The sequence below is a fragment of the Streptomyces sp. NPDC005761 genome, assembly GCF_040630635.1.
GTDB lineage: Bacteria > Actinomycetota > Actinomycetes > Streptomycetales > Streptomycetaceae > Streptomyces.
In genome coordinates this window covers 18,099-37,643 of record NZ_JBEXXX010000057.1, presented here as the reverse complement: position 1 = coordinate 37,643, position 19,545 = coordinate 18,099, and the positions used below count along the sequence as shown (strand labels likewise).

Below are 19,545 nucleotides of genomic sequence, written 5' to 3'. Positions count from 1 at the left end.
TGGGCGCGGCAGGGCTCCCGGCCGAGGTGTGACCTGTTGGGCGCGGCAGGGCTCCCGGCCGAGGTGTGACCTGTTGGGCGCGGCAGGGCTCCCGGCCGAGGTGTGACCTGTTGGGCGCGGCAGGGCTCCCGGTCGAGGCCTGACCTGATGCACGCGGCAGGGCTTCCGGCCGAGGTGTGACCTGTTGGGCGCGGCAGGGCTCCCGGTCGAGGCCTGACCTGATGCGCACGGCAGGGCTTCCGGCCGAGGTGTGACCTGTTGGGCGCGGCAGGGCTCCCGGTCGAGGTGTGACCTGTTGGGCGCGGCAGGGCTCCCGGCCGAGGTGTGACCTGTTGGGCGCGGCAGGGCTCCCGGTCGAGGTGTGACCTGTTGGGCGCGGCAGGGCTCCCGGTCGAGGTGTGACCGGGAGCCCCGACGGTCGTGGAGCCGATGTGCCCGGCTCACCGGCTCGTGACGGCCTCCACCGGACGGGTCTTCAGGGCCAGCCTGCCGGGCAGCGCCGTAGCTGTCAGGGCGAGCAGGGCGGCGGCGCCCACCACGGTCGCGTACACCAGCGGCACCACGGTGGGCGCCGCGCCGCCTGTCATGCCGATGCTGAACGCGGTCAGTACGGCGAGCGCGATACCGGTCCCGAGGGCTGTTGCGACGGCCAGGACGGAGAGGGTCTCGATGCGGAGCATCCGCAGCACCTGGCGACGCGTCGCCCCGGCCAGCCTGAGGAGCGCGAACTCCTTGAGCCGCTCGGAGACCGACATGGCGAGCGTGTTGACGACCGCGATGGCGGTGAAGGTCAGGACCAGGCCCATGGCGAGCAGGTTGACGTCGCCGTTCTCCTGCTGACGGTCTGTCCGGAGCCGGTCGGCGGTCCCGGGGGTGACGACGGCGACCCCCGAGAACTTCCCCAGAGCGGCCTGCAGTTCGCTGCGGCTCGCCTCCCCTGCGACCAGGACGGTCGCGGCGAGGGGGTTGTCCATGTGCCGGGCGACCAGGTCGTGCGGCAGCGTCAGGTCACCGAAGCCCAGTCCGCGGCGGTACACCGCCGCGACCGTGAGAGTGGCGGGGGTGCCGTCACCCAGGTGGAGCTTCAGTTCGCTGCCGGGGCGCAGGCCGAGCTGATCGGCAGCCAGTTCGCTGATGGCGGCGGAGCGGGAGCCGGCGGTGAACGCGGCGAGCGACCCGCGCGACACATCGGGGTCCCAGGTGCGGGCGAGACCTGCCGTGGTGACTCCCTGGGCCGGGTATCTGGCGAGCCCGACCCGGACGGTGGTGCGCACCACCTCCGTGGCGGCGGTGACTCCGGGCGTCGCACGCAAGGCCTCGGCGGCCTCTGACGGGACGCCGGGCCCCCGCGCGCCCAGCACCCAGGTGGCGCGGGTGCCCTCACGGGCCTGGGCCAGGGCGGCGTCGCCGAGGGTCGGCTGGACGAAGAGAACGGTGCAGGTCATGCCGATGAGCAGGGTGAGCGGGGTGACGACGGAGGCCATCCGGGTGGAGTTCCCGCGGATGTTCGCCGTGGCCAGGATGCCGGCATGTCCGGCCGCCCGGAGCACACCTGTCAGGAGGAACGCGGCCGCCCGGACCAGGAGTGGGCCGAGCAGCGAAACCGCCGTGGCCAGCACCACCACGGCCAGGAAGGTGACCGGGGTCGACGCGGCCTCGGTGTGCAGGATGCTCAGCACGGCGACGAGCACCCCGCCACCGATGAGCAGGATCAGACCGGCAGCGATCCGGCCCCGGGCCGGGCGGCGGCGCTCGACCGCGGACTCTGCCATGGCCTCGGCGGGGCGGAGGTGGGCGATCCGACGGCCGGAGATGCGGGCGGCGGCCCAGGCGCCGAGGAGGGTGACGGCGAGCGCGGCACAGGCGGGAAGGATTCCGGGGGTCCGCTCCAGCGTCGCCGGGACCACACCCATGTCGATGAATCGACTGTGCAGCCAGGCGGCCAGCGGCAGCCCGGCGAGGGCGCCCAGCACCCCGGCGGCTCCACCCACCACCAGCGCCTCCCGGCCGAGCAGGCGGCGGATCTGCCGCGACGTAGCGGCGATCGTACGCAGCAGGGCGAGTTCGCGGTGGCGTTGCTGGATGGAGAGCGCGAAGGTTCCGACGACCACGAGTACCGCGACCAGCAGCGAGGTTCCTCCCATGGCGCCGCCCATGGAGACCAGCTTGATCCGGGCGCCCGCGGCATCCAGGAACTCGACCGGGCCGCGTTCGTCCCCCGTCGAGACCTGGGCGCTGGTGCCCTTGAGGGCTTGCTCGACCCGCTGCTTCAGCCGGTCGGTGTCCGTACCGGCGGCCGGCAGCACGCCCAGGGCGGAGACCTTGCCGGGGCGGGCGGAGAGGCGTTCGGCCTCCGCCCGGGAGAAGAACAGTGCCGTCTGCTTCCGGAGGGCGCCGTGCCCGTGCGGGGCGGCGATGCCGCTGACACGGTAGGTACGAGGAGCCTGCGTGGACTGCACAGTGAGCCGGTCCCCGGTGGTCAGGCCGGCCCGTTCGGCGAGACCCCGGTCGATCACCACGTCGCCGGCCGAGGCAGGGGCGCGACCGGCAGTGAGAGTGAACGGGGTGAGCGGGGCCGACTCCCAGGAGTGTCCGTACGAGGGCGTGTCGCCGTTTCCTCCCCGGGCGGGCCGGAGCGGCAACGGTTCTGCGAGGAAGGTGAGTTCGGGGACGACCGCGCGCACACCTTCCAGGGTGCGGATGCGGTCGGCGGTGGTGTCGGGGAGCCAGGCACGCTCGGTAACCGGCTTGGCCTTGTGCTTGACCTTCGTCTTCCCGTTGCCCTTGTGCTTGACGGTGGTCCGGTGGACGTTCTGGTCGGCGGAGACGACGAGCGGCGTAGCGGCGTAGCGCTCGGTGGCGATGCGTCCACGCAAACCGGTCTCCAGAAGGGTGCCGCAGGCGGTGACGAGGGCTGCGGCGCACATGAGGGCCAGCAGCGCGCCGAGAAATCCTGCTCTGCGGTCGCGGACCGTACGCAGGGCATAGCGCAGCATCATGACGCGTCCGTCTCTCTTCTGTCGTCGTCCGTGAGGGAGCCGCGGGGGTCATGGGCGCCTTCGCCCGGCCCCGGAAAGGCCAGCAGTCGGGTGTGAACCGTGCGGGCGCCCGGCGGGGTCTCGGCGTCGGGGCGCTTGTAGCGGTTCATGAGGGCGATGTACTCCTCGAAGAACTCCTGGAGTTCGGGAAGCGTCAGCCGTAGGGAGCCGCGTGAGTACGCGTGCGCGTCGGCCCATTCGTCGGTGCCCCCGGCGTCCCCCGTGGCCTCGCTCTCGCGCTGGAGCCGCTCGAAGAGTTCGAGATCGGCGGCGTACGCGTGACGGTTCAGCTCGTGCATGACGACCCGCATCCCGGGTGTCCGGCGGGACGGCGGCGGGAAACGTCGGTCGCCGGGAACGGCCCGCCACCATCGCGCCCTGTGCGCCCCCGACTCCTGCGGCACGGTGTCGGCGACGAAGCCGTACCGGGCGAGTTCGCGCAGGTGGTAGCTCGTGGCCCCGGTGTTCAGGCCCAGGGCGCGGGCGAGGATCGCCGATGTCGCAGGGCCATGCAGGGTGAGGTGTTGAAGGATCTGCTGGCGTCGCGGCTGGGCGAGGGCCTTGAGAGCGGCCAGCTCCGTGATCTCGGTACCGCCGGGCTCATCTGGCATGCGTCACACACTGCTCTGTGCACAGATGTCTGTGCACTGGAGCAATCCGGCGTCTTCGTAGGGGGGTTATCCCCCTGCGCGGGACTTCCCCGTGCCGCCGGAGCCGGGGCGCTGGGGAGTGCCTGGCGACCGGAGGCCTCCCGTCGGACCCGGGTGCGACGGCTAGCCCTCTGCGCGAGACCTCCCGTGCCGGAGCCGGAGCCGGGGCGCGGAGAATCGCCCGCCGGCCGAAGGCCTCCCATCGGACCCGGGTGCGACGGCTAGCCCCCTGCGCGAGACCTCCCGTGCCGGAGCCGGAGCCGGGGCGCGGAGAATCGCCCGCCGACCGAAGGCCCCCCATCGGACCCGGGTGCGGCAGGATTCCGCCGCGCCCGGCCACGGCAGTCCCCCATCTCGCCACGCCCAGGCGCGGCAGGACTTCCCCGTGCCGCCGTGCCCCGTCACGGCAGTCCCCCATCTCGCCACGTCCGGGCGCGGCAGGACTTCCCCGTGCCGCCGTGCCCGGACGTGGCAGGGAGCCCGTTCCGCGGGCCCGGGCACTCGCCGCCCCGGCATGGCCCGTTCGTCGTCCCCGGAATCCGTTGCGACACACCCGTATGGCCTTGCTCCGGTGGAGCGAACCGCGGACCGGACGGACATTCGGCTCAACGGCGAGGACCGCCACGGCATCGCCATGCCACCGCTACGACGGGGAGCCCGCACCCATGCCGACCACCGCCATCGCCCTCACGCCCGACGAGCTCGACGTCCAGGCCGCTCGTCTCCATGACACGGATGCCTGGCAGCAGATCGTCACGGGCTGGGACCTGACCGTCCCCGAACCCCCGGGCATCGGCTCATCCCGTGTGACGCAGGAACGTCCTGCCCCGTCGGGCGACTGGCGCGATCTGCTGTCCGTACCGGTGGAACAGCTCATCGCCGACACGGTGCGCGCACTGCCCTCTGCCCTGCCGCGGGAGCGCCCCCTTCCTGGGCGTCTCGGTGCGGTACTTCCCGACCGCCTCCACGCCTGGCGGCGCATCGGACAGTCGGAGGTGCGGCCCTCCGTCCATCTCGCCCATGCCCGGCAGATCCTGACCCAATGGGGCTGGCAGAACACCCCTTACCGGCTCCGCAACGCGCGGGGCGCCCGCTGCATCTGTGGCGCCATGCTCACGGCGCACCGTCTGGGCTACGGATCGGGGCAGACCGTCGACCGGGCCGGTGCATGGCTGATCTCCGAGCTCCGCTCGCAGGGATGGACCGGGCTGATCGGGCCGTGGAACCGCTACCCGGGACGCACCGCCTCGGACGCCCTCGCGCTGATCGACGCCACGATCAGCCGTGCGGCCCGCGCCGGGCAGTAGCAGGGCGACCGTCGGACAGCGGCGTAGGCGCTCGACGCACCTCGGACGGGTGCCGAGCGTCGCATGCACGTGCCCGGCAACGCATGCCGGCGACGCATCCGAGCAACGCGTGCCGCGCGACGGGCCACGCTGCCCCTCAGAAGGGCTCGTCCAGCCCCTCCGTGTCCTCGCCCTCTTCCTCAAGGGCCCGGCGCACCACGCGCAGGGCCATGCCTTCCCCGTACCCCTTGCGGGCGAGCATGCCCGCCAGGCGGCGAAGCCGCTTGTCGCGCTCCAGGCCCCGGGTGGACCTGAGCTTGCGCGCGACGAGCTCACGCGCCGTCTCCTCCTCCTGCTCGGAGTCGAGCTGCCCGACAGCCTCGTCGATCACGGCGGCGTCCACGCCCTTGGTCCGCAGCTCACGGACGAGCGCGCGGCGGGCCAGACCGCGGCCGTGGTGGCGGGACTCCACCCAGGCGTCGGCGAACGCGGCGTCGTCGATCAGCCCTACGTCCTCGAAGCGCGAGAGCACTTCTTCGGCCGCCTCGTCCGGAATCTCCCGCTTGCGCAGGGCGTCCGCCAGCTGCTTGCGGGTGCGCGGGGTCCCGGTGAGCAGGCGCAGGCATATGTTGCGCGCCTGCTCGACCGGGTCTCGCGGTTCCCCCTTCTCGGCCCTCGACGAGGAGGGGGAACCGCTGTCCCTGGAGCGGGAGCGGCGCCCCGCCCCCTCACCGAATCCGGCTCCCGAGCCCGTGCTTCTGCCACGGCCGGCCCTGCCGGCCGGCTCGTGGAAGAGGTCGGACTCGTTGTCGGCTCCGGCCGTGTGTCCGGCGGCGAATTCGGGGCCGGGGCCCGCGCCGGGATCGGCGGCGCTGCCCGGCCACTCCGTACGACGCGTCACGGTCTAGCTCTTGGCCGCCGCCGTCTTGGCCGGCTTGGTCTTGCCGGCCGGAGCGGGCACCGACTTCGCCGCACTGTCGGCCGGAGCCGCCGCCGCGCCTGCCGCGTCCGCGCCGGGTTCGGCGGCGGAATCGGCCTCGGGCCGGACTCCGACGCCCAGCTTCTCCAGGATCTTCTTCTCGATCTCGTTGGCGAGATCGGGGTTGTCCTTGAGGAAGTTGCGGGCGTTCTCCTTGCCCTGGCCGAGCTGATCGCCCTCGTACGTGTACCAGGCGCCGGCCTTGCGGACGAAGCCGTGTTCCACGCCCATGTCGATCAGGCCGCCCTCGCGGCTGATGCCCTGGCCGTAGAGGATGTCGAACTCGGCCTGCTTGAACGGCGGCGCGACCTTGTTCTTGACGACCTTGACGCGGGTGCGGTTACCGACCGCGTCGGTACCGTCCTTGAGCGTCTCGATGCGGCGGATGTCGAGGCGGACCGAAGCGTAGAACTTGAGCGCGCGGCCACCGGTGGTGGTCTCCGGCGAGCCGAACATCACGCCGATCTTCTCGCGGAGCTGGTTGATGAAGATCGCGGTGGTCTTGGACTGGTTGAGCGCGCTGGTGATCTTCCGCAGCGCCTGGCTCATGAGGCGGGCCTGCAGACCCACGTGCGAATCGCCCATCTCACCCTCGATCTCCGCGCGCGGCACGAGCGCCGCGACGGAGTCGATGACGATCAGGTCGAGCGCGCCCGAGCGGACCAGCATGTCCACGATCTCGAGGGCCTGCTCACCGTTGTCCGGCTGGGACAGGATGAGGTTGTCGATGTCGACGCCGAGCTTCTTCGCGTACTCGGGGTCGAGAGCGTGCTCGGCGTCGATGAAGGCCACCGAGCCGCCGAGCTTCTGCGCGTTCGCCACCGCGTGCAGCGTCAGCGTCGTCTTGCCGGAGGACTCCGGTCCGTACACCTCCACCACACGGCCGCGCGGCAGACCGCCGACGCCGAGCGCCACGTCGAGCGCGGTGGACCCGGTGGGGATCACCTCGATGGGCTCGTTCGGCCGCTCGCCGAGGCGCATCACCGCGCCCTTGCCGAATTGCCGTTCAATCTGTGCGAGTGCGGCGTCCAGCGCCTTCTCGCGGTCGGTTCCTGCCATGGGTTCCACCCGATTTGCTTGAGTCGATCGCTTCACGTCAAAGACGCTAACCCCTGCCACTGACAATGGGCCTCGACGTCCTCCCGGCCTGTGGACAACTCCACGGTCGAGCCCGGGAAAACCCGGCCGGAATCCCATGAGAATGGATGTTCGATTTTGGTGTCAAGCGCACCACGCCGCACCGACTCGCCCCCAGGATAGCGTCCCGATATCGGACATATAGGCGCAAAAGCAAGATGTGCCACACCCGCCGGTTGTCGATGAGCCAAGGACGATACGGACAGGAAGGGCTCCGCCGTTCAGGAGCGCGGTCGCGGGCCCCCCGGCTCCTCGTCCTCCCCCTGGCCGCCCTCGGCCTCGGGGGCACGCCAGAGCCGCCGCAGCCGCGCGAACACCGGCTCGCCGCGCCGCCGCTGATGGCGTCCGTGTACCCGAGGGTCGTCCGTGACGTCGTAGCGCTTCACGTAGGCACCGAGGAAGGCCTGCAGCGTGGCGACGGCCGGGATGGCGATCAGCGCACCGACGGCGCCCATCAGTGCCGTACCGGCGACGACCGAGCCGAACGCCACCGCCGGATGGATGTCGACGGTCTTCGAGGTCAGCTTGGGCTGCAGCACGTAGTTCTCGAACTGCTGGTACACCACGACGAAACCGAGGACCCACAGCGCGTACCAAGGGTCGACGGTGAACGCGATCAGCATCGGCAGGGCGCCCGCCAGATACGTACCGATCGTGGGGATGAACTGCGAGACGAGCCCCACCCAGACCGCCAGCGCCGGTGCGTACGGCACCCCGAGGGCCAGCAGCAGGATGTAGTGCGCGATTCCGGAGATGAGCGCCATCAGTCCGCGCGAGTAGAGGTACCCGCCCGTCTTGTCGACCGCGATCTCCCAGGCCCGCAGCACCTCTGCCTGCCGGGAAGGAGGGAGGACGGAGCACAGCGCGCGGCGCAGCCGTGGGCCGTCGGCCGCGAAGTAGAACGAGAAGAGGAAGATCGTCAGCAGCCGGAACAGGCCGCCGAGGACCGTGGTGGACACATCGAGAACGCCCGTCGCACTGTTCTGGACGTACTTCTGCAGCCAGTCGGAATGCAGCAGGCTGTCCTGCACCTCAAGGCGGGAGAGGTCCGTGTGGAAGTTCTGGTTGACCCAGTTGATCACCGAGTCGAGGTACTTCGGGAAGTCCTCCACCATGTCGACGATCTGGCCCGCGAGCATCGAACCGAGCAGTGTGATGAAACCGGCACCGGCAATCAGCACACCGAGGAAGACCAGGAACGTGGCGAAGCCCCGGCGCATGCCGCGGGCCGACATACGGCTCACCGCGGGCTCGATCGCGAGCGCCACGAAGAAGGCGATCAGCACATTTATCAACAGACCGATGAGCTGGTCGAAGGCCCAGCTGCCCAGCCGGAAACAGGCGTAGAGAGCCAGGGCCAGCACCATGGCACGCGGCAGCCAGCCGGGCATCCGGGCGCGCCCGTCGCCGGCCGGCGGGGGCGGTGGCGCAGCCGGCGGGACGGGCGGGTCGAAGGGCAGCTGTGTCTGAGCGGTCTCGTCTGTCGGTGCCACGGAGCAAGTCTCGCCTACTGCTCGGACAACCGGTCGCACACCCCGGGGGCGGCCCGCCCGCCGCACCACGTCGAAATGCGCTTCAGCGCTTGTCCGGGGGGATGTCGACGGCCGTACACACCCCGCGCCACACGTCCTTTGCGTCCCACCCCGCGTCAAGGGCCTGGCACACGGTGCGCCCTCCGAGCTCCGCCATCACATGGTCACGCGCGAAGGAATCGGCGTACCCCGCGCCGAAGTGGTCCGCCATCCGTTCCCAGAAAATCGTCAACCGCATGCCACCAGTATCCCGCTCCTGAGAGTGCAGCCTGGCCGCCAGGCCTTGCCGAGGGCGATTGCCGCCCTACGGTCGGTGCATGGCTGGAACCGGAACAAGTCCCCTCAATCGTGCCGAGCAGTTCATCTGGCTCACGGCCCGTGTCCTAGAACAGCGGCGGTTCGCCCATCACTTCCTGAAAGGAAGTGCGGACGCCGTGGAAACGGCACTCGCCGCCTTCCTCAACGAGGACGGCGGGTACGGTCACGCGCTCGAACCCGATCTGCGAGGGCCCGTGAGCCAGCCGCTGCACACGGCACACGCGCTGAGCGTCCTCGACTCCATCGACCGCTGCGGCGGGCTCCGGGTGGAGCGGATCTGCCGATTCCTGACCGACGTGTCGACCAAGGAAGGCGCCTTACCTGCCCTGCTTCCCTCACAACGCGGTTACCCGGCCGCCCCGTTCATCCCGATCGTGGACCACCCACCGGCCGAGCTCCTGGTCACCGGGCCCGTCGTCGGGCTCCTCCACCGCAATTCGGTGTGGCACGCCTGGCTGTTCCGGGCCACGGACTTCTGCTGGGCGGCCGTCGACGCCCTGGAGGCCTCGCATCCCTATGAGATCGAAGCCGCGGTCGCCTTCCTCGACGGTGCGCCCGACCGGCCGCGGGCCGAAGCCGCGGCCGACCGGCTCGGCCGCCTGGTGCGCGACCAGCGCCTCGTCGCCCTGGAACCGGAACGGCGTGCGGAATACCCCGTGGCCCCCGGGTACGCGCCGGGTGAGCAGCATTTTCCGTACGACTACGCCCGCGCGCCCGAATCGCTCGCCCGGCGCTGGTTCACCGACGCGGAGATGGATCGCGCGCTGGACCACCTGGCGGCCCAGCAGCAGGGGGACGGCGGCTGGCCGGTGAGCTGGCGGCAGTGGGCCCCGGGAACCGCTCTGGAGGGGCGCCCCCTGGTCACGCTCAGAGCCCTGCAGACCTTGCGGGCGTACGGGCGCGTCCTGGACTGACACCCGGGCGCGCAGGACCGTCTGTGCGCGTCGGCTAGCCGAGTGCGCGCACGCCGGCGGTGACGGCCACGGCCACCCCCACGACGACGAGAAAGGGTGCGCGCAGGACGAGGGCGAGAGCTGCGGCGGCGAGGCCAGCACCCCTGGCGTCGAGCACCAGCTGCTGTCCTTCACCGAAGGCCTGCTGTGCGGTCAGGGCAGCCAGCAGAGCCACCGGGAGAAGGGCGGCGAGGCGCTGCACGAGGGGGCGTTCCAGGGCGCCGGCGGGCACCAGGAGGCCGAGGAGCTTGGCGAGGTAGCAGCCGACGGCTGTCAGCGCGATGGCGATCCAGACGTTCATCGACCGTCCTCCGACGGGGTGGTGGTGCACGGTTCCCCGGCATCGCGGGCTGCCGCCGGGCTCGGCGCCCGGTCCTCACCGCGTCGCAGGGAGGTGTCCTCAGGGCCCGGCGCAGGGTCCTCCTCACGTCGCAGAGCTGCCGCCGGGCTCGGCGCCCGGTCCTCACCGCGTCGCAGGGAGGTGTCCTCAGGGCCCGGCGCAGGGTCCTTGCCGCGTCCCGTCAGGAAGAGGACGAGGGGCGCCGCGAGGGCGGACAGCAGTACCGGCACTCCTGCGGGCAGTACCGGCAGGAGCCCGAGGGCGAGCAGAACGGCGAGCGCGGCGGTGACCCGCTCCGTCGTGCTCTTCAGCATCGGTGCGAGCAGGGCGAGGAAGACGGCAGGGCCTGCCGCGTCCAGCCCCCAGGCGGCGGTGTCACCGAGCGCCTCGGCGCCCAGCGCCCCGGTCAGTGTGGTGAGGTTCCACAGCACGTAGAGCGTGAGCCCGGTGACGGTGAAGCCGATACGGGCGGCGCGCCGGGTGGGCTGGGGCAACGTCACGGCGGTCGTCTCGTCGATGACCCACTGGGCGGCAAGAGGGCGCAGCGCACGCGGGAGCGCGAGGAGTTGCGACAGCCGCAGGCCGTAGAAGGAATTGCGTACGCCCAGGAAGAAGGCGCCGGCAGCCGCGGTGTAGGGGTTGCCGCCGGCGGCCAGGGCGCCGACCAGGGCGAACTGGGAGGCGCCGGTGAAGACGAGGAGACTCAGCGCGCAGGTCTGCAGCAGGCTCAGTCCCGAGCCTGCCGAGGTGACGCCGAACGCGAAGCCGGAGAGACCGACGGCTATGCCGACGCCGAGCGCGTCACGCACGACGGCCGCGTCCGGCTTGGTCCCGGCGGCGGTCGCGCTGCCGCCGGTTGGGCCGGCCGCGCTCCGAGGGGGTGCTGTCTGTTCTGCCACGCCCGGCAAACTACCCGGACGGTCCGGGTCCGGTCTTGTACGTTCTTGCGCGTTCGCGCTGGTAGGCGCCGGGTGGCACCCCGACGATCCGGGTGAAATGGCGGTTGAGATGCGGCTGGTCGGTGAAGCCGACCGCGACGGCCGCCGCCGCGGGGGCGGTGCCCGAGTCGAGCATCCGTCGCGCACGCCGGACGCGGGCATCGGTGAGCCAGGTGTGCGGCGGCATCCCGTAGTGCTTCTTGAAGGCGCGGAGCAGGGCGAACGGGCTCGTACCGAGTTCGGTGGCCAGCGCCTCCAGGGTGGGCGGCTCCGTCATCCGGCTCTCCAGCACGGCACGGGCACGCGCCGCGTCCCGCGTCCCGGCTGTCCGGGGCGCCGGGGCGGGCAGGGCGCTGCCGTGCCGCGTGAGCAGGCGCGTGACCAGGACCCGCAGCACGCTGTCCGCCGCCAGGGCGTTGCCCTCCTCCGCTGCCCGGTGCACCTCGGCGATCAGCCGCGCCGCGTACGGATCGCTCACGTCGGTCTCCGTGAAGCCGACGGTGCCGCGCACATGCGTCAGGTCGGCCGCGATGTCGTTGATCGCCCGGGAGGACGGGTAGAGCGTCGCGTACACCCAGCCCTCGGGAACACCGGCCCTGGCGGTGTGCGGCACCTCCGGATTGATCATGACGACGGAGCCCGGGCCCGCGTGGACGGTGCCGCCGGGCAGCTCGACGTCCTCGACGCCGTGGGTGACGGCGCCGAACACATAGCCCTCGTGGCTGTGACGCGGGAAGGCGTGGCGGATGTAGCGGGCCCGCAGCAGGTCGAGGCCGGGCAGCTCCGCGTACTGCCAGTGCCTCGCCCATTCCGTCGGCCCCGTCGCTCCTGCCATGCTCGAATTCTCGCAGGCTGCGGGCCAAGGGCTCCGAACCGGCGGCCGCGGCCCGACAGCTGACGGCTGCGGGCCGGCAGTTACGAGCTGCCAACTGCGAGCTCGGGGCCTTCGGCGCAACGGCGGCCCGGCCGGCCGGACCGCTCCCGGACGGTGCACGAGACCTGGCCGTTCCCGCTCACGGCGGGTACACGAGGCCGGCCGCTCCCGCTCACGAACGGGTGCACGAGGCCTGGCGGCGGCGTTTCCGGGCCGTTGTCAGTGGTGGGGTGCACGATGGGGACATGACCGGCTCCGCACTCGATTCGTTCTCCCCCGCGACCCGCAGTTGGTTCACGGGGGCCTTCGCAGCGCCGACGGCCGCGCAGGAAGGTGCCTGGCGGGCCATCGGTGAGGGATCGGACGTCCTGGTCGTCGCGCCGACCGGGTCGGGCAAGACCCTGGCCGCCTTCCTCGCCGCCCTGGACCAGCTGACCGCGGTCCCACCGCCCGCGGAGGCGAAGAAGCGCTGCCGTGTGCTGTACGTGTCGCCCCTCAAGGCTCTCGCTGTCGATGTGGAGCGCAATCTCCGCTCGCCGCTGACCGGCATCCGCCAGGAATCGGCGCGCCTGGGTCTGTCCGAGCCCGAGGTGCGTGTGGGGATCCGGTCCGGCGACACCCCGCCCGCCGAGCGTCGCTCGATGGCCACGCGGCCGCCGGACATCCTGATCACCACCCCCGAGTCCCTCTTCCTGATGCTGACGTCCTCGGCCCGGGAGGCTCTGGCCGGTATCGAAACGGTGATCCTCGACGAGGTGCACGCGGTCGCCGGGACGAAGCGCGGTGCCCATCTCGCCGTGTCGCTGGAGCGGCTCGACGAGCTGCTGCCCCGCCCGGCCCGGCGCATCGGCCTGTCGGCCACGGTCCGCCCGGTCGACGAGGTCGCACGTTTCCTCTCGCCACGGCAGAAGGTGGAGATCGTCCAGCCGCCGTCCACCAAGCAGTTCGATCTGTCGGTGGTCGTACCGGTGGAGGATCTCGGGGAGCTCGGCGGCTCCCCCGCCACCGACGCGGACTCCGGCCAGTCGGACAAGCCGTCGATCTGGCCCCATGTCGAGGAACGGATCGCCGATCTCGTCCAGGCCCACCGCTCCACGATCGTCTTCGCCAACTCCCGCCGTCTCGCCGAGCGGCTCTGCAACCGGCTGAACGAGATCGCGTACGAGCGGGCCACCGGCGAGACGATGCCGGAGGCTCACTCCCCCGCCGAGGTCATGGCGGAGTCCGGTGCGGCGAAGGGCGCGCCCCCGCTCCTCGCCCGGGCCCACCACGGATCGGTCTCCAAGGAACAGCGCGCGCAGGTCGAGGAGGACCTCAAGGCGGGCCGGCTGCCCGCGGTGGTCGCCACCTCCAGTCTGGAGCTGGGTATCGACATGGGGGCCGTCGACCTGGTGATCCAGGTGGAGTCTCCGCCGTCGGTCGCTTCCGGGCTCCAGCGGGTCGGCCGTGCCGGGCACCAGGTGGGCGCGGTCTCCACCGGTGTCGTCTTCCCGAAGTACCGGGGCGATCTGGTGCAGGCGGCCGTGGTCACCGAGCGGATGCGTGAGGGATCCATCGAGGCGCTGCGGGTCCCGTCCAATCCGCTGGACGTGCTGGCCCAGCAGCTGGTCGCGATGGTCGCCCTGGACGTCTGGCAGGTGGACGACCTGCTGGCGGTGACCCGCCGGGCCGCCCCGTTCGCCTCGCTCCCGGAGTCGGCCTTCACCGCCGTGCTCGACATGCTGGCCGGCCGCTACCCGTCCGACGCCTTCGCCGAGCTGCGTCCCCGTGTCGTCTGGGACCGCATCGCCGGTACGGTCACGGGCCGCCCCGGCGCCCAGCGGCTCGCCGTCACCTCCGGCGGCACCATCCCCGACCGCGGCCTCTTCGGGGTCTTCCTCGCCGGATCCGACCCCAAGAAGGGCGGCGGCAGGGTCGGCGAGCTGGACGAGGAGATGGTGTACGAGTCCCGCGTCGGCGACGTCTTCACGCTGGGCACGACGTCGTGGCGGATCGAGGACATCACCCGCGACCGAGTCCTGGTCTCGCCGGCGCCGGGCGTGCCGGGACGGCTGCCGTTCTGGAAGGGCGACCAGCTGGGCCGTCCGCTGGAGCTGGGGCGTGCGCTCGGCGCGTTCCTCCGCGAGCTCGGCGGGCTTTCCCCGCAGGACGCGCGGGAGCGGCTGCTGGCCGCGGGGCTGGACACGTGGGCCGTGGACAACGTGCTGTCCTACATCGACGAGCAGCGCCGGGCCTGCGGCCATGTGCCGGACGACCGGACCATCCTCGTCGAGCGTTTCCGGGACGAGCTGGGCGACTGGCGCGTCGTCGTGCACTCCCCGTTCGGCGCCCAGGTGCACGCCCCGTGGGCGCTCGCCCTCAGCGCCCGCCTCGCCGAGCGATACGGCATGGACGCCCAGGTCATGCACGCCGACGACGGCATCGTGCTGCGGCTCCCGGACGCGGACATGATGGGTCTCGATCTCCTCGACTTCGACCCCGCGCAGGACGCGACCCGGGACCCCGGCGGCGCGCCGCTCCCTCCGGCCAACATGGCCCTCGACAGCGACCAGCCCCCTGTCGGGGCCGCCGATGTCGCCTTCGACCAGGGTGAGATCGCGCAGATCGTCACGGAGCAGGTGGGCGGCTCCGCCCTGTTCGCCTCGCGGTTCCGCGAGTGCGCGGCCCGCGCGCTGCTGCTGCCGCGGCGCAGCCCCGGGAAGCGCACGCCGCTGTGGCAGCAGCGTCAGCGGGCTGCCCAGCTCCTCCAGGTAGCCTCCGAGTTCGGCTCGTTCCCCATCGTTCTGGAAGCGGTCCGCGAGTGCCTCCAGGACGTCTTCGACGTGCCCGGACTCACCGAGGTGATGGGTGACCTGGAGGCCCGCCGGATCCGTCTGGTCGAGGTCACCACTCCGGAACCCTCCCCGTTCGCCCGATCGCTCCTGTTCGGCTATGTCGCGCAGTTCCTGTACGAGGGCGACTCGCCGCTCGCCGAGCGACGAGCCGCGGCCCTCTCCCTCGACTCCCACCTCCTGGCCGAACTGCTGGGCCGCGCGGAGCTGCGCGAACTGCTCGACGCCGACGTCCTGACCGAGCTGGAGCGGGAGCTCCAGTGGCTGGCCGAGGACCGCCGGATCAAGGACGTCGAGGGGGTCGCCGATCTGCTGCGGGTCCTCGGCCCGCTCACCGATCCGGAGCTGGCCGAGCGTGGAGCCGAGCCCCAGTGGGCGCAGGAGCTGGCGACGGCCCGCCGGGCCATCCGGGTCCGTATCGGCGGCGACGACCACTGGGCAGCCATCGAGGACGCGGGGCGGCTTCGCGACGCCCTGGGCACGGCACTCCCGGTCGGCGTCCCCGAGGCGTTCACCGAACCGGTCAAGGACCCGCTGGGCGACCTCCTCGCCCGCTACGCCCGTACGCACGGCCCGTTCACCTCCACCGCGGCGGCCGCGCGGTTCGGCCTGGGTATCGCCGTCACCGACGGTGCGCTGCAACGTCTCGCGGCCTCCGGCCGGATCGTCCAGGGCGAGTTCCACCCCGCCGGTATCGGCCAGGAGTGGTGTGATGCCACCGTGCTGCGTCGGCTGCGGCGCCGCTCGCTCGCCGCGCTCCGTCATGAGCTGGAGCCGGTGCCTCCCGCCGCGCTGGCCGGGTTCCTCCCCCAGTGGCAGCATCTCGGGGACAACAGCCTGCGCGGCATCGACGGACTGGCGCGTGCCGTCGAGCAGTTGCAGGGCGCGCCCGTCCCCGCATCAGCGCTGGAGAAGCTCATCCTCCCCAGCCGCGTCAGCGGCTACTCCCCCGCGCTCCTGGACGAACTGACCACCACCGGCGAGGTCGTGTGGGCCGGTGCGGGCGCCCTGCCGGGCAAGGACGGCTGGCTCTCCCTGTATCCGGCCGACAGCGCACCCCTGCTCCTGCCTCCCCCGCGCCCGCTGGAACTCAGCGCGCTGCACGAATCCGTGCTGACCGCGCTCAGCGGCGGGTACGGGCTCTTCTTCCGCCAGATCGCCGATCAGGTCCGCGCCACCACGCACCCAGAGTCCACCGATCCCCAACTCGCGGACGCCCTCTGGGACCTCGCCTGGTCGGGCCGTCTCACCAACGACACCCTCGCGCCGCTGCGGGCGCTCCTCGGCTCGGGGCGCACGGCCGGATCGACCGCGCACCGCGCGAAACGCAGTGTTCCGCGCGGCCGTTACGGCTCGCTGACGGCTTCGGCCCGCCCTGTCTCGCGCACAGGTCCGCCCACGGTCTCGGGCCGCTGGTCCCTGTTGCCGCCCACCGAGCCCGAGCCCACGCACCGGGCCCACGCCCTGGCCCGCACCCTCCTGGACCGGCACGGCGTGGTGACACGCGGCGCCGTTCAGGCCGAGGGCGTCGAGGGCGGCTTCTCCGCCGCGTACCGCGTGCTGTCCGCATTCGAGGACAACGGGCAGGCGCGCCGCGGCTATGTCGTGGAAGGGCTGGGGGCGGCACAGTTCGCCATGGACGGCGCGGTCGACCGGCTCCGCGCGGCCTCCACAGCCCGCGACCGTACGGAACCGGGCGCGGATCCGCGCGCCCTGGTCCTCGCCGCGGCCGATCCCGCCAATGCCTACGGAGCGGCCCTGCCATGGCCCGAGCCGCCGGCCGGGGCCGGGCACAAACCGGGTCGCAAGGCAGGATCCCTCGTGGTTCTGGTCGACGGCGAGCTGACTCTCTACATGGAGCGCGGCGGAAAGACACTGCTGGCCTGGCCGACCGATCCGGACGCCCCCGCGCTCCGGGCAGCGGCGACGGCCCTGGCCGCCTCCGCCCGCGCGGGAGCCCTCGGCACGGTCACGGTGGAGCGCACCAACGGAGTCTCGTCGCTCACCTCACCGCTCGGGCGCACGCTGGAATCGGCCGGCTTCCTCGCCACCCCGAGGGGCCTGCGTTTGCGCGCCTGATCCGGGGACACCGGCACCGGCACGTGCGCCCGCATCCACCGTCCCGCGCATCATGGACGTATGCCCGAAGGAGACACCGTCCTGCAGACCGCCAAGCGGCTGCACAGCGCACTGGCCGGCCAGGTCCTCACCAGGTCCGATCTTCGCGTCCCCCGGTTCGCCACCGCCGATCTCACCGGCCGGACCGTTCTCGATGTCTCCGCGCGCGGCAAGCATCTGCTCACCCGCTTCGAGGGCGGTCTCACCCTCCACAGTCACCTGCGGATGGACGGCGCCTGGCGTGTCTACTCCCCCGACGAACGCTGGCGGGGCGGCCCCTCCCACCAGATCCGCGCGATCCTGGCCAACACCACGAACACCGCGGTCGGCTACCGTCTGCCCGTTCTCGAACTCCTGCGTACGAAGGACGAGGAAAAGGCAGTGGGGCACCTTGGCCCGGACCTGCTGGGCCCGGACTGGGACGCCGACACCGCGCTGCGCAATCTCCTCAGCGACCCCGCCCGCCCCCTCGGGGAAGCCCTTCTGGACCAACGCAACCTGGCCGGCATCGGCAACGTCTACAAGTGCGAGCTCTGCTTCCTGGCCCGGGCCACCCCCTGGCTCCCCATCGGCCGGCTGCCCGAACCCACGGCAGCTCTTCTGGTCACCACGGCCAAGCAGCTTCTGGAAGCCAACCGTGACCGTCCGGTCCGCACCACCACCGTCGGTGCCCGCCCCCGGGGCACCACCGCTCCGGCGCCCCGCGCCCGCCGCCCCAGCGAGAATCTCTGGGTCTACGGCCGGACGCGCCGCCCCTGTCTGCGCTGCGGGACACCGATCCGCACCGCGGATCAGGACACCCGCCCCACCTCCTGGTGCCCCCACTGCCAATCAGGCCCCACCCCGTAGTGGACAATCCGTCGTCGCAACACAGTTGACGACCCGTCAGATACCGCCGTACGGTCCGGTCATGCCTCTCGCCGCGTACGACCTCACCGGCCGGGCCGCGTTCGTCACCGGCGCCGCCGGCGGCATCGGCCGCGCCTCGGCCGTCCTGCTGGCGACGGCGGGCGCCACCGTCCACTGCGCCGATCTGGACGAGAAGGGCCTCCTGGAGACTCTGGGCCTGATCAACTCCGCAGGTGGCGAAGCCCACACCCATCTGCTCGATGTCACCGACCGCAACCAGGTGCGGGAAGCCGTCGCGTCCGCCGGCGAGCTGGACATCCTGGCCGCCGTCGCGGGAATCATGCACACGAGCAGCGTGCTGGAGACCACGGACGCCGACCTGGACCGTGTGCTCTCGGTCAACTTCAAGGGCGTGCTGTACGCCTGCCAGGAAGTGGCCCGCCCCATGGTCGCGCGCAGCCGCCCCGGCTCGCTGATCACGATGGCCTCGGGCGCGGTCGACTCCGCGAGCCCCGGCCTGCTCTGCTACAGCGCGGCAAAGGCCGCCGTGATCCAGCTGACCAAGACCCTGGCCTCCGAACTGGGACCGCACGGCATCCGGGTCAATGCGGTCGCCCCGGGCTGGATCCGCACCCCCATGACCGCCCGCCACGACGCGGGGCAGCAGCACCGGGCCGAGGCCACGATGGCGCGCATCTCTCCGCTGGGCAGGGTCGGCGAGCCCGAGGACGTCGCACACACGGTGCTGCATCTCGCGTCGGATGCGTCGGCCTTCATGACCGGTCAGATCCTCCGCCCGAACGGCGGCGTCGCCATGCCCTGGTAGCGCGCCATGCCCTGCCGACGGACCACGGCCGTCGGCCCGCACGGCGGGGTGGGCCCTCGACCGGGCGGGACGAGGCACGCCAGGACCTGTCGTTCCCGCGCCACGACGGGCCGGATATCGAGCCGGATATCGCCGATCCGGATATCAGTGACTGCCAGGTCCGGCCCTCCTCACGCATGCCCTCGGCGCACCGTCGCAGCAGGCCCGTCCCCGCGTCGAATATCCCGGTCGGTCGGCCGGTCTCGGCCACGTGCACGGGCAGGAGACTGAGCCCCCATCCTCCAGCCGCCACCGCCCCCTCGACGGGCCCCGCATGCGCCGGTTCCAGGATCAGCCGGAGCACGGCCCACCACCACACACCGCCGAGCACCAGCGCCGGCGTCCATCGCCGCACCATGGCTGCCTCCTTCGGCCGAACCGGGGGCCTGTCGGTCGGAGCTTGCCGGGCTCACGGGCCCGTCCTGATCCGAACGGAAAACCCTAGCCCTGCCCGCTCACCCGGCGGGAGAGCGCACCGGCGCGCTACCGAGCGCGCAGTACGCGGTCGCACGCCTCCTGCCCGCACACCGGCCCGCCAGGGCGGCATCGCGGAGGGACCCCTCTTCAGGGGGAAGCCCCCACCGCATCCGGTGGGGGCTCCGGCGACAGCCGTTCAGTCCCTGTCGTCGCGGCCCAGGGAGTCCTTGACGCCCTCGGCCCGCTCCTGCGCCCCGCCCATGGCGCCCTTCGCCTTGCCCTTCGCCTGGTCCGCCTTGCCCTCGGCCTCCATGCGCTTGTTGCCGGTCATCTTGCCCATGGCTTCCTTGGCCTTGCCGGCGACCTTGTCCTTGGCGCTTTCGTCGGTCATCACAGCTCCTCACGTCTAGCGGTCCGACC

The 19,545-nt window shown here is 72.1% G+C and carries 15 protein-coding genes; 5 read left to right on the top strand and 10 right to left on the bottom strand.

Features of this window, described 5'->3' with window-relative positions:
- Nucleotides 1-440: 440 nt before the first annotated feature.
- Both ABZ434_RS33135 and ABZ434_RS33130 read right to left on the bottom strand, forming a co-directional pair.
- A complete protein-coding gene (locus ABZ434_RS33135; protein WP_359144783.1) occupies nt 441-2,999 on the bottom strand; it encodes an FtsX-like permease family protein in 2,559 nt (852 codons plus the stop codon).
- Nucleotides 2,996-3,649, bottom strand: coding sequence for a helix-turn-helix domain-containing protein (locus ABZ434_RS33130; RefSeq protein ID WP_359144780.1), 654 nt, complete (start codon nt 3,647-3,649; stop codon nt 2,996-2,998). The genes ABZ434_RS33135 and ABZ434_RS33130 overlap by 4 nt, the downstream gene beginning before the upstream one ends.
- A 704-nt stretch (nt 3,650-4,353) precedes the next feature.
- Here ABZ434_RS33130 and ABZ434_RS33125 point away from each other — a divergent pair.
- The gene (locus ABZ434_RS33125) at nt 4,354-4,995 is read left to right on the top strand and encodes a hypothetical protein (protein WP_359144777.1); all 642 of its coding nucleotides are present in this window, start codon (nt 4,354-4,356) and stop codon (nt 4,993-4,995) included.
- 136 nt (nt 4,996-5,131) lie between these two features.
- Here the strand turns inward: ABZ434_RS33125 and recX are convergent, their stop codons facing one another.
- The 4 genes from recX to ABZ434_RS33105 all read right to left on the bottom strand — a co-directional run bounded on the left by recX (nt 5,132) and on the right by ABZ434_RS33105 (nt 8,860).
- Nucleotides 5,132-5,875 carry a recombination regulator RecX gene (recX, locus tag ABZ434_RS33120; RefSeq protein WP_359144774.1) on the bottom strand — a complete coding sequence of 248 codons (744 nt, stop codon included), beginning with the start codon at nt 5,873-5,875 and terminating at the stop codon, nt 5,132-5,134.
- Nucleotides 5,876-5,878: 3 nt separating this feature from the next.
- Entirely contained in the window at nt 5,879-7,012 is a 1,134-nt protein-coding gene (gene recA / locus ABZ434_RS33115; RefSeq protein WP_359144771.1) for a recombinase RecA, read from the bottom strand.
- A gap of 299 nt (nt 7,013-7,311) precedes the next feature.
- Nucleotides 7,312-8,481 carry an AI-2E family transporter gene (locus tag ABZ434_RS33110; protein ID WP_359144795.1) on the bottom strand — a complete coding sequence of 390 codons (1,170 nt, stop codon included), beginning with the start codon at nt 8,479-8,481 and terminating at the stop codon, nt 7,312-7,314.
- A 184-nt stretch (nt 8,482-8,665) separates the two neighbouring features.
- On the bottom strand, nt 8,666-8,860 hold the full coding sequence (locus ABZ434_RS33105; protein WP_359144768.1) for a DUF3046 domain-containing protein: 195 nt from the start codon (nt 8,858-8,860) through the stop codon (nt 8,666-8,668).
- A 79-nt stretch (nt 8,861-8,939) separates the two neighbouring features.
- Here ABZ434_RS33105 and ABZ434_RS33100 point away from each other — a divergent pair, with 79 nt between their 5' ends.
- Nucleotides 8,940-9,854, top strand: a complete 915-nt coding sequence (locus ABZ434_RS33100; RefSeq protein ID WP_359144765.1) for a hypothetical protein — start codon at nt 8,940-8,942, stop codon at nt 9,852-9,854.
- A gap of 34 nt (nt 9,855-9,888) precedes the next feature.
- On the opposite strand, the gene ABZ434_RS33095 is transcribed toward ABZ434_RS33100, so the two are convergent.
- The 3 genes from ABZ434_RS33095 to ABZ434_RS33085 are packed head-to-tail and all read right to left on the bottom strand — an operon-like array spanning nt 9,889 to nt 12,006.
- A complete protein-coding gene (locus ABZ434_RS33095; RefSeq protein ID WP_359144762.1) occupies nt 9,889-10,194 on the bottom strand; it encodes an AzlD domain-containing protein in 306 nt (101 codons plus the stop codon).
- Nucleotides 10,191-11,132 (bottom strand): AzlC family ABC transporter permease, encoded by a 942-nt coding sequence (locus ABZ434_RS33090; RefSeq protein WP_359144759.1) that lies wholly within the window; start codon nt 11,130-11,132, stop codon nt 10,191-10,193. Before ABZ434_RS33090 ends, ABZ434_RS33095 begins: the two co-directional genes overlap by 4 nt.
- Nucleotides 11,133-11,142: 10 nt before the next feature.
- Complete coding sequence (locus tag ABZ434_RS33085; protein WP_359144756.1) at nt 11,143-12,006, bottom strand: AraC family transcriptional regulator; 864 nt, start codon at nt 12,004-12,006, stop codon at nt 11,143-11,145.
- A gap of 284 nt (nt 12,007-12,290) precedes the next feature.
- On the opposite strand from ABZ434_RS33085, the gene ABZ434_RS33080 reads away from it, so the two are divergent.
- From ABZ434_RS33080 to ABZ434_RS33070, 3 genes are all read left to right on the top strand, one after another.
- Nucleotides 12,291-16,955: a DEAD/DEAH box helicase gene (locus ABZ434_RS33080; protein ID WP_359144753.1), complete on the top strand. Its 4,665-nt coding sequence runs from the start codon at nt 12,291-12,293 to the stop codon at nt 16,953-16,955.
- Nucleotides 16,956-17,015: 60 nt separating this feature from the next.
- Nucleotides 17,016-17,843: a DNA-formamidopyrimidine glycosylase family protein gene (locus ABZ434_RS33075; protein ID WP_359144750.1), complete on the top strand. Its 828-nt coding sequence runs from the start codon at nt 17,016-17,018 to the stop codon at nt 17,841-17,843.
- Between the two features lie 61 nt (nt 17,844-17,904).
- Complete coding sequence (locus ABZ434_RS33070; protein ID WP_359144747.1) at nt 17,905-18,669, top strand: SDR family NAD(P)-dependent oxidoreductase; 765 nt, start codon at nt 17,905-17,907, stop codon at nt 18,667-18,669.
- A 652-nt stretch (nt 18,670-19,321) separates the two neighbouring features.
- Here the strand turns inward: ABZ434_RS33070 and ABZ434_RS33065 are convergent.
- A complete protein-coding gene (locus ABZ434_RS33065) occupies nt 19,322-19,516 on the bottom strand; it encodes a CsbD family protein (protein WP_359144744.1) in 195 nt (64 codons plus the stop codon).
- Nucleotides 19,517-19,545 lie beyond the last annotated feature (29 nt).

Excerpts from the sequence above, each read along its gene's own strand:
- ABZ434_RS33130 (WP_359144780.1), bottom strand. The coding sequence starts at position 3,649 with ATGCCAGATGAGCCCGGCGGTACCGAGATCACGGAGCTGGCCGCTCTC.
- ABZ434_RS33080 (WP_359144753.1), top strand. The coding sequence starts at position 12,291 with ATGACCGGCTCCGCACTCGATTCGTTCTCCCCCGCGACCCGCAGTTGG.
- ABZ434_RS33075 (WP_359144750.1), top strand. The coding sequence starts at position 17,016 with ATGCCCGAAGGAGACACCGTCCTGCAGACCGCCAAGCGGCTGCACAGC.
- ABZ434_RS33105 (WP_359144768.1), bottom strand. The coding sequence starts at position 8,860 with ATGCGGTTGACGATTTTCTGGGAACGGATGGCGGACCACTTCGGCGCG.
- recA (WP_359144771.1), bottom strand. The coding sequence starts at position 7,012 with ATGGCAGGAACCGACCGCGAGAAGGCGCTGGACGCCGCACTCGCACAG.
- ABZ434_RS33135 (WP_359144783.1), bottom strand. The coding sequence starts at position 2,999 with ATGATGCTGCGCTATGCCCTGCGTACGGTCCGCGACCGCAGAGCAGGA.
- ABZ434_RS33085 (WP_359144756.1), bottom strand. The coding sequence starts at position 12,006 with ATGGCAGGAGCGACGGGGCCGACGGAATGGGCGAGGCACTGGCAGTAC.
- ABZ434_RS33125 (WP_359144777.1), top strand. The coding sequence starts at position 4,354 with ATGCCGACCACCGCCATCGCCCTCACGCCCGACGAGCTCGACGTCCAG.
- ABZ434_RS33095 (WP_359144762.1), bottom strand. The coding sequence starts at position 10,194 with ATGAACGTCTGGATCGCCATCGCGCTGACAGCCGTCGGCTGCTACCTC.
- ABZ434_RS33110 (WP_359144795.1), bottom strand. The coding sequence starts at position 8,481 with ATGCCCGGCTGGCTGCCGCGTGCCATGGTGCTGGCCCTGGCTCTCTAC.
- ABZ434_RS33070 (WP_359144747.1), top strand. The coding sequence starts at position 17,905 with ATGCCTCTCGCCGCGTACGACCTCACCGGCCGGGCCGCGTTCGTCACC.
- ABZ434_RS33100 (WP_359144765.1), top strand. The coding sequence starts at position 8,940 with ATGGCTGGAACCGGAACAAGTCCCCTCAATCGTGCCGAGCAGTTCATC.
- ABZ434_RS33065 (WP_359144744.1), bottom strand. The coding sequence starts at position 19,516 with ATGACCGACGAAAGCGCCAAGGACAAGGTCGCCGGCAAGGCCAAGGAA.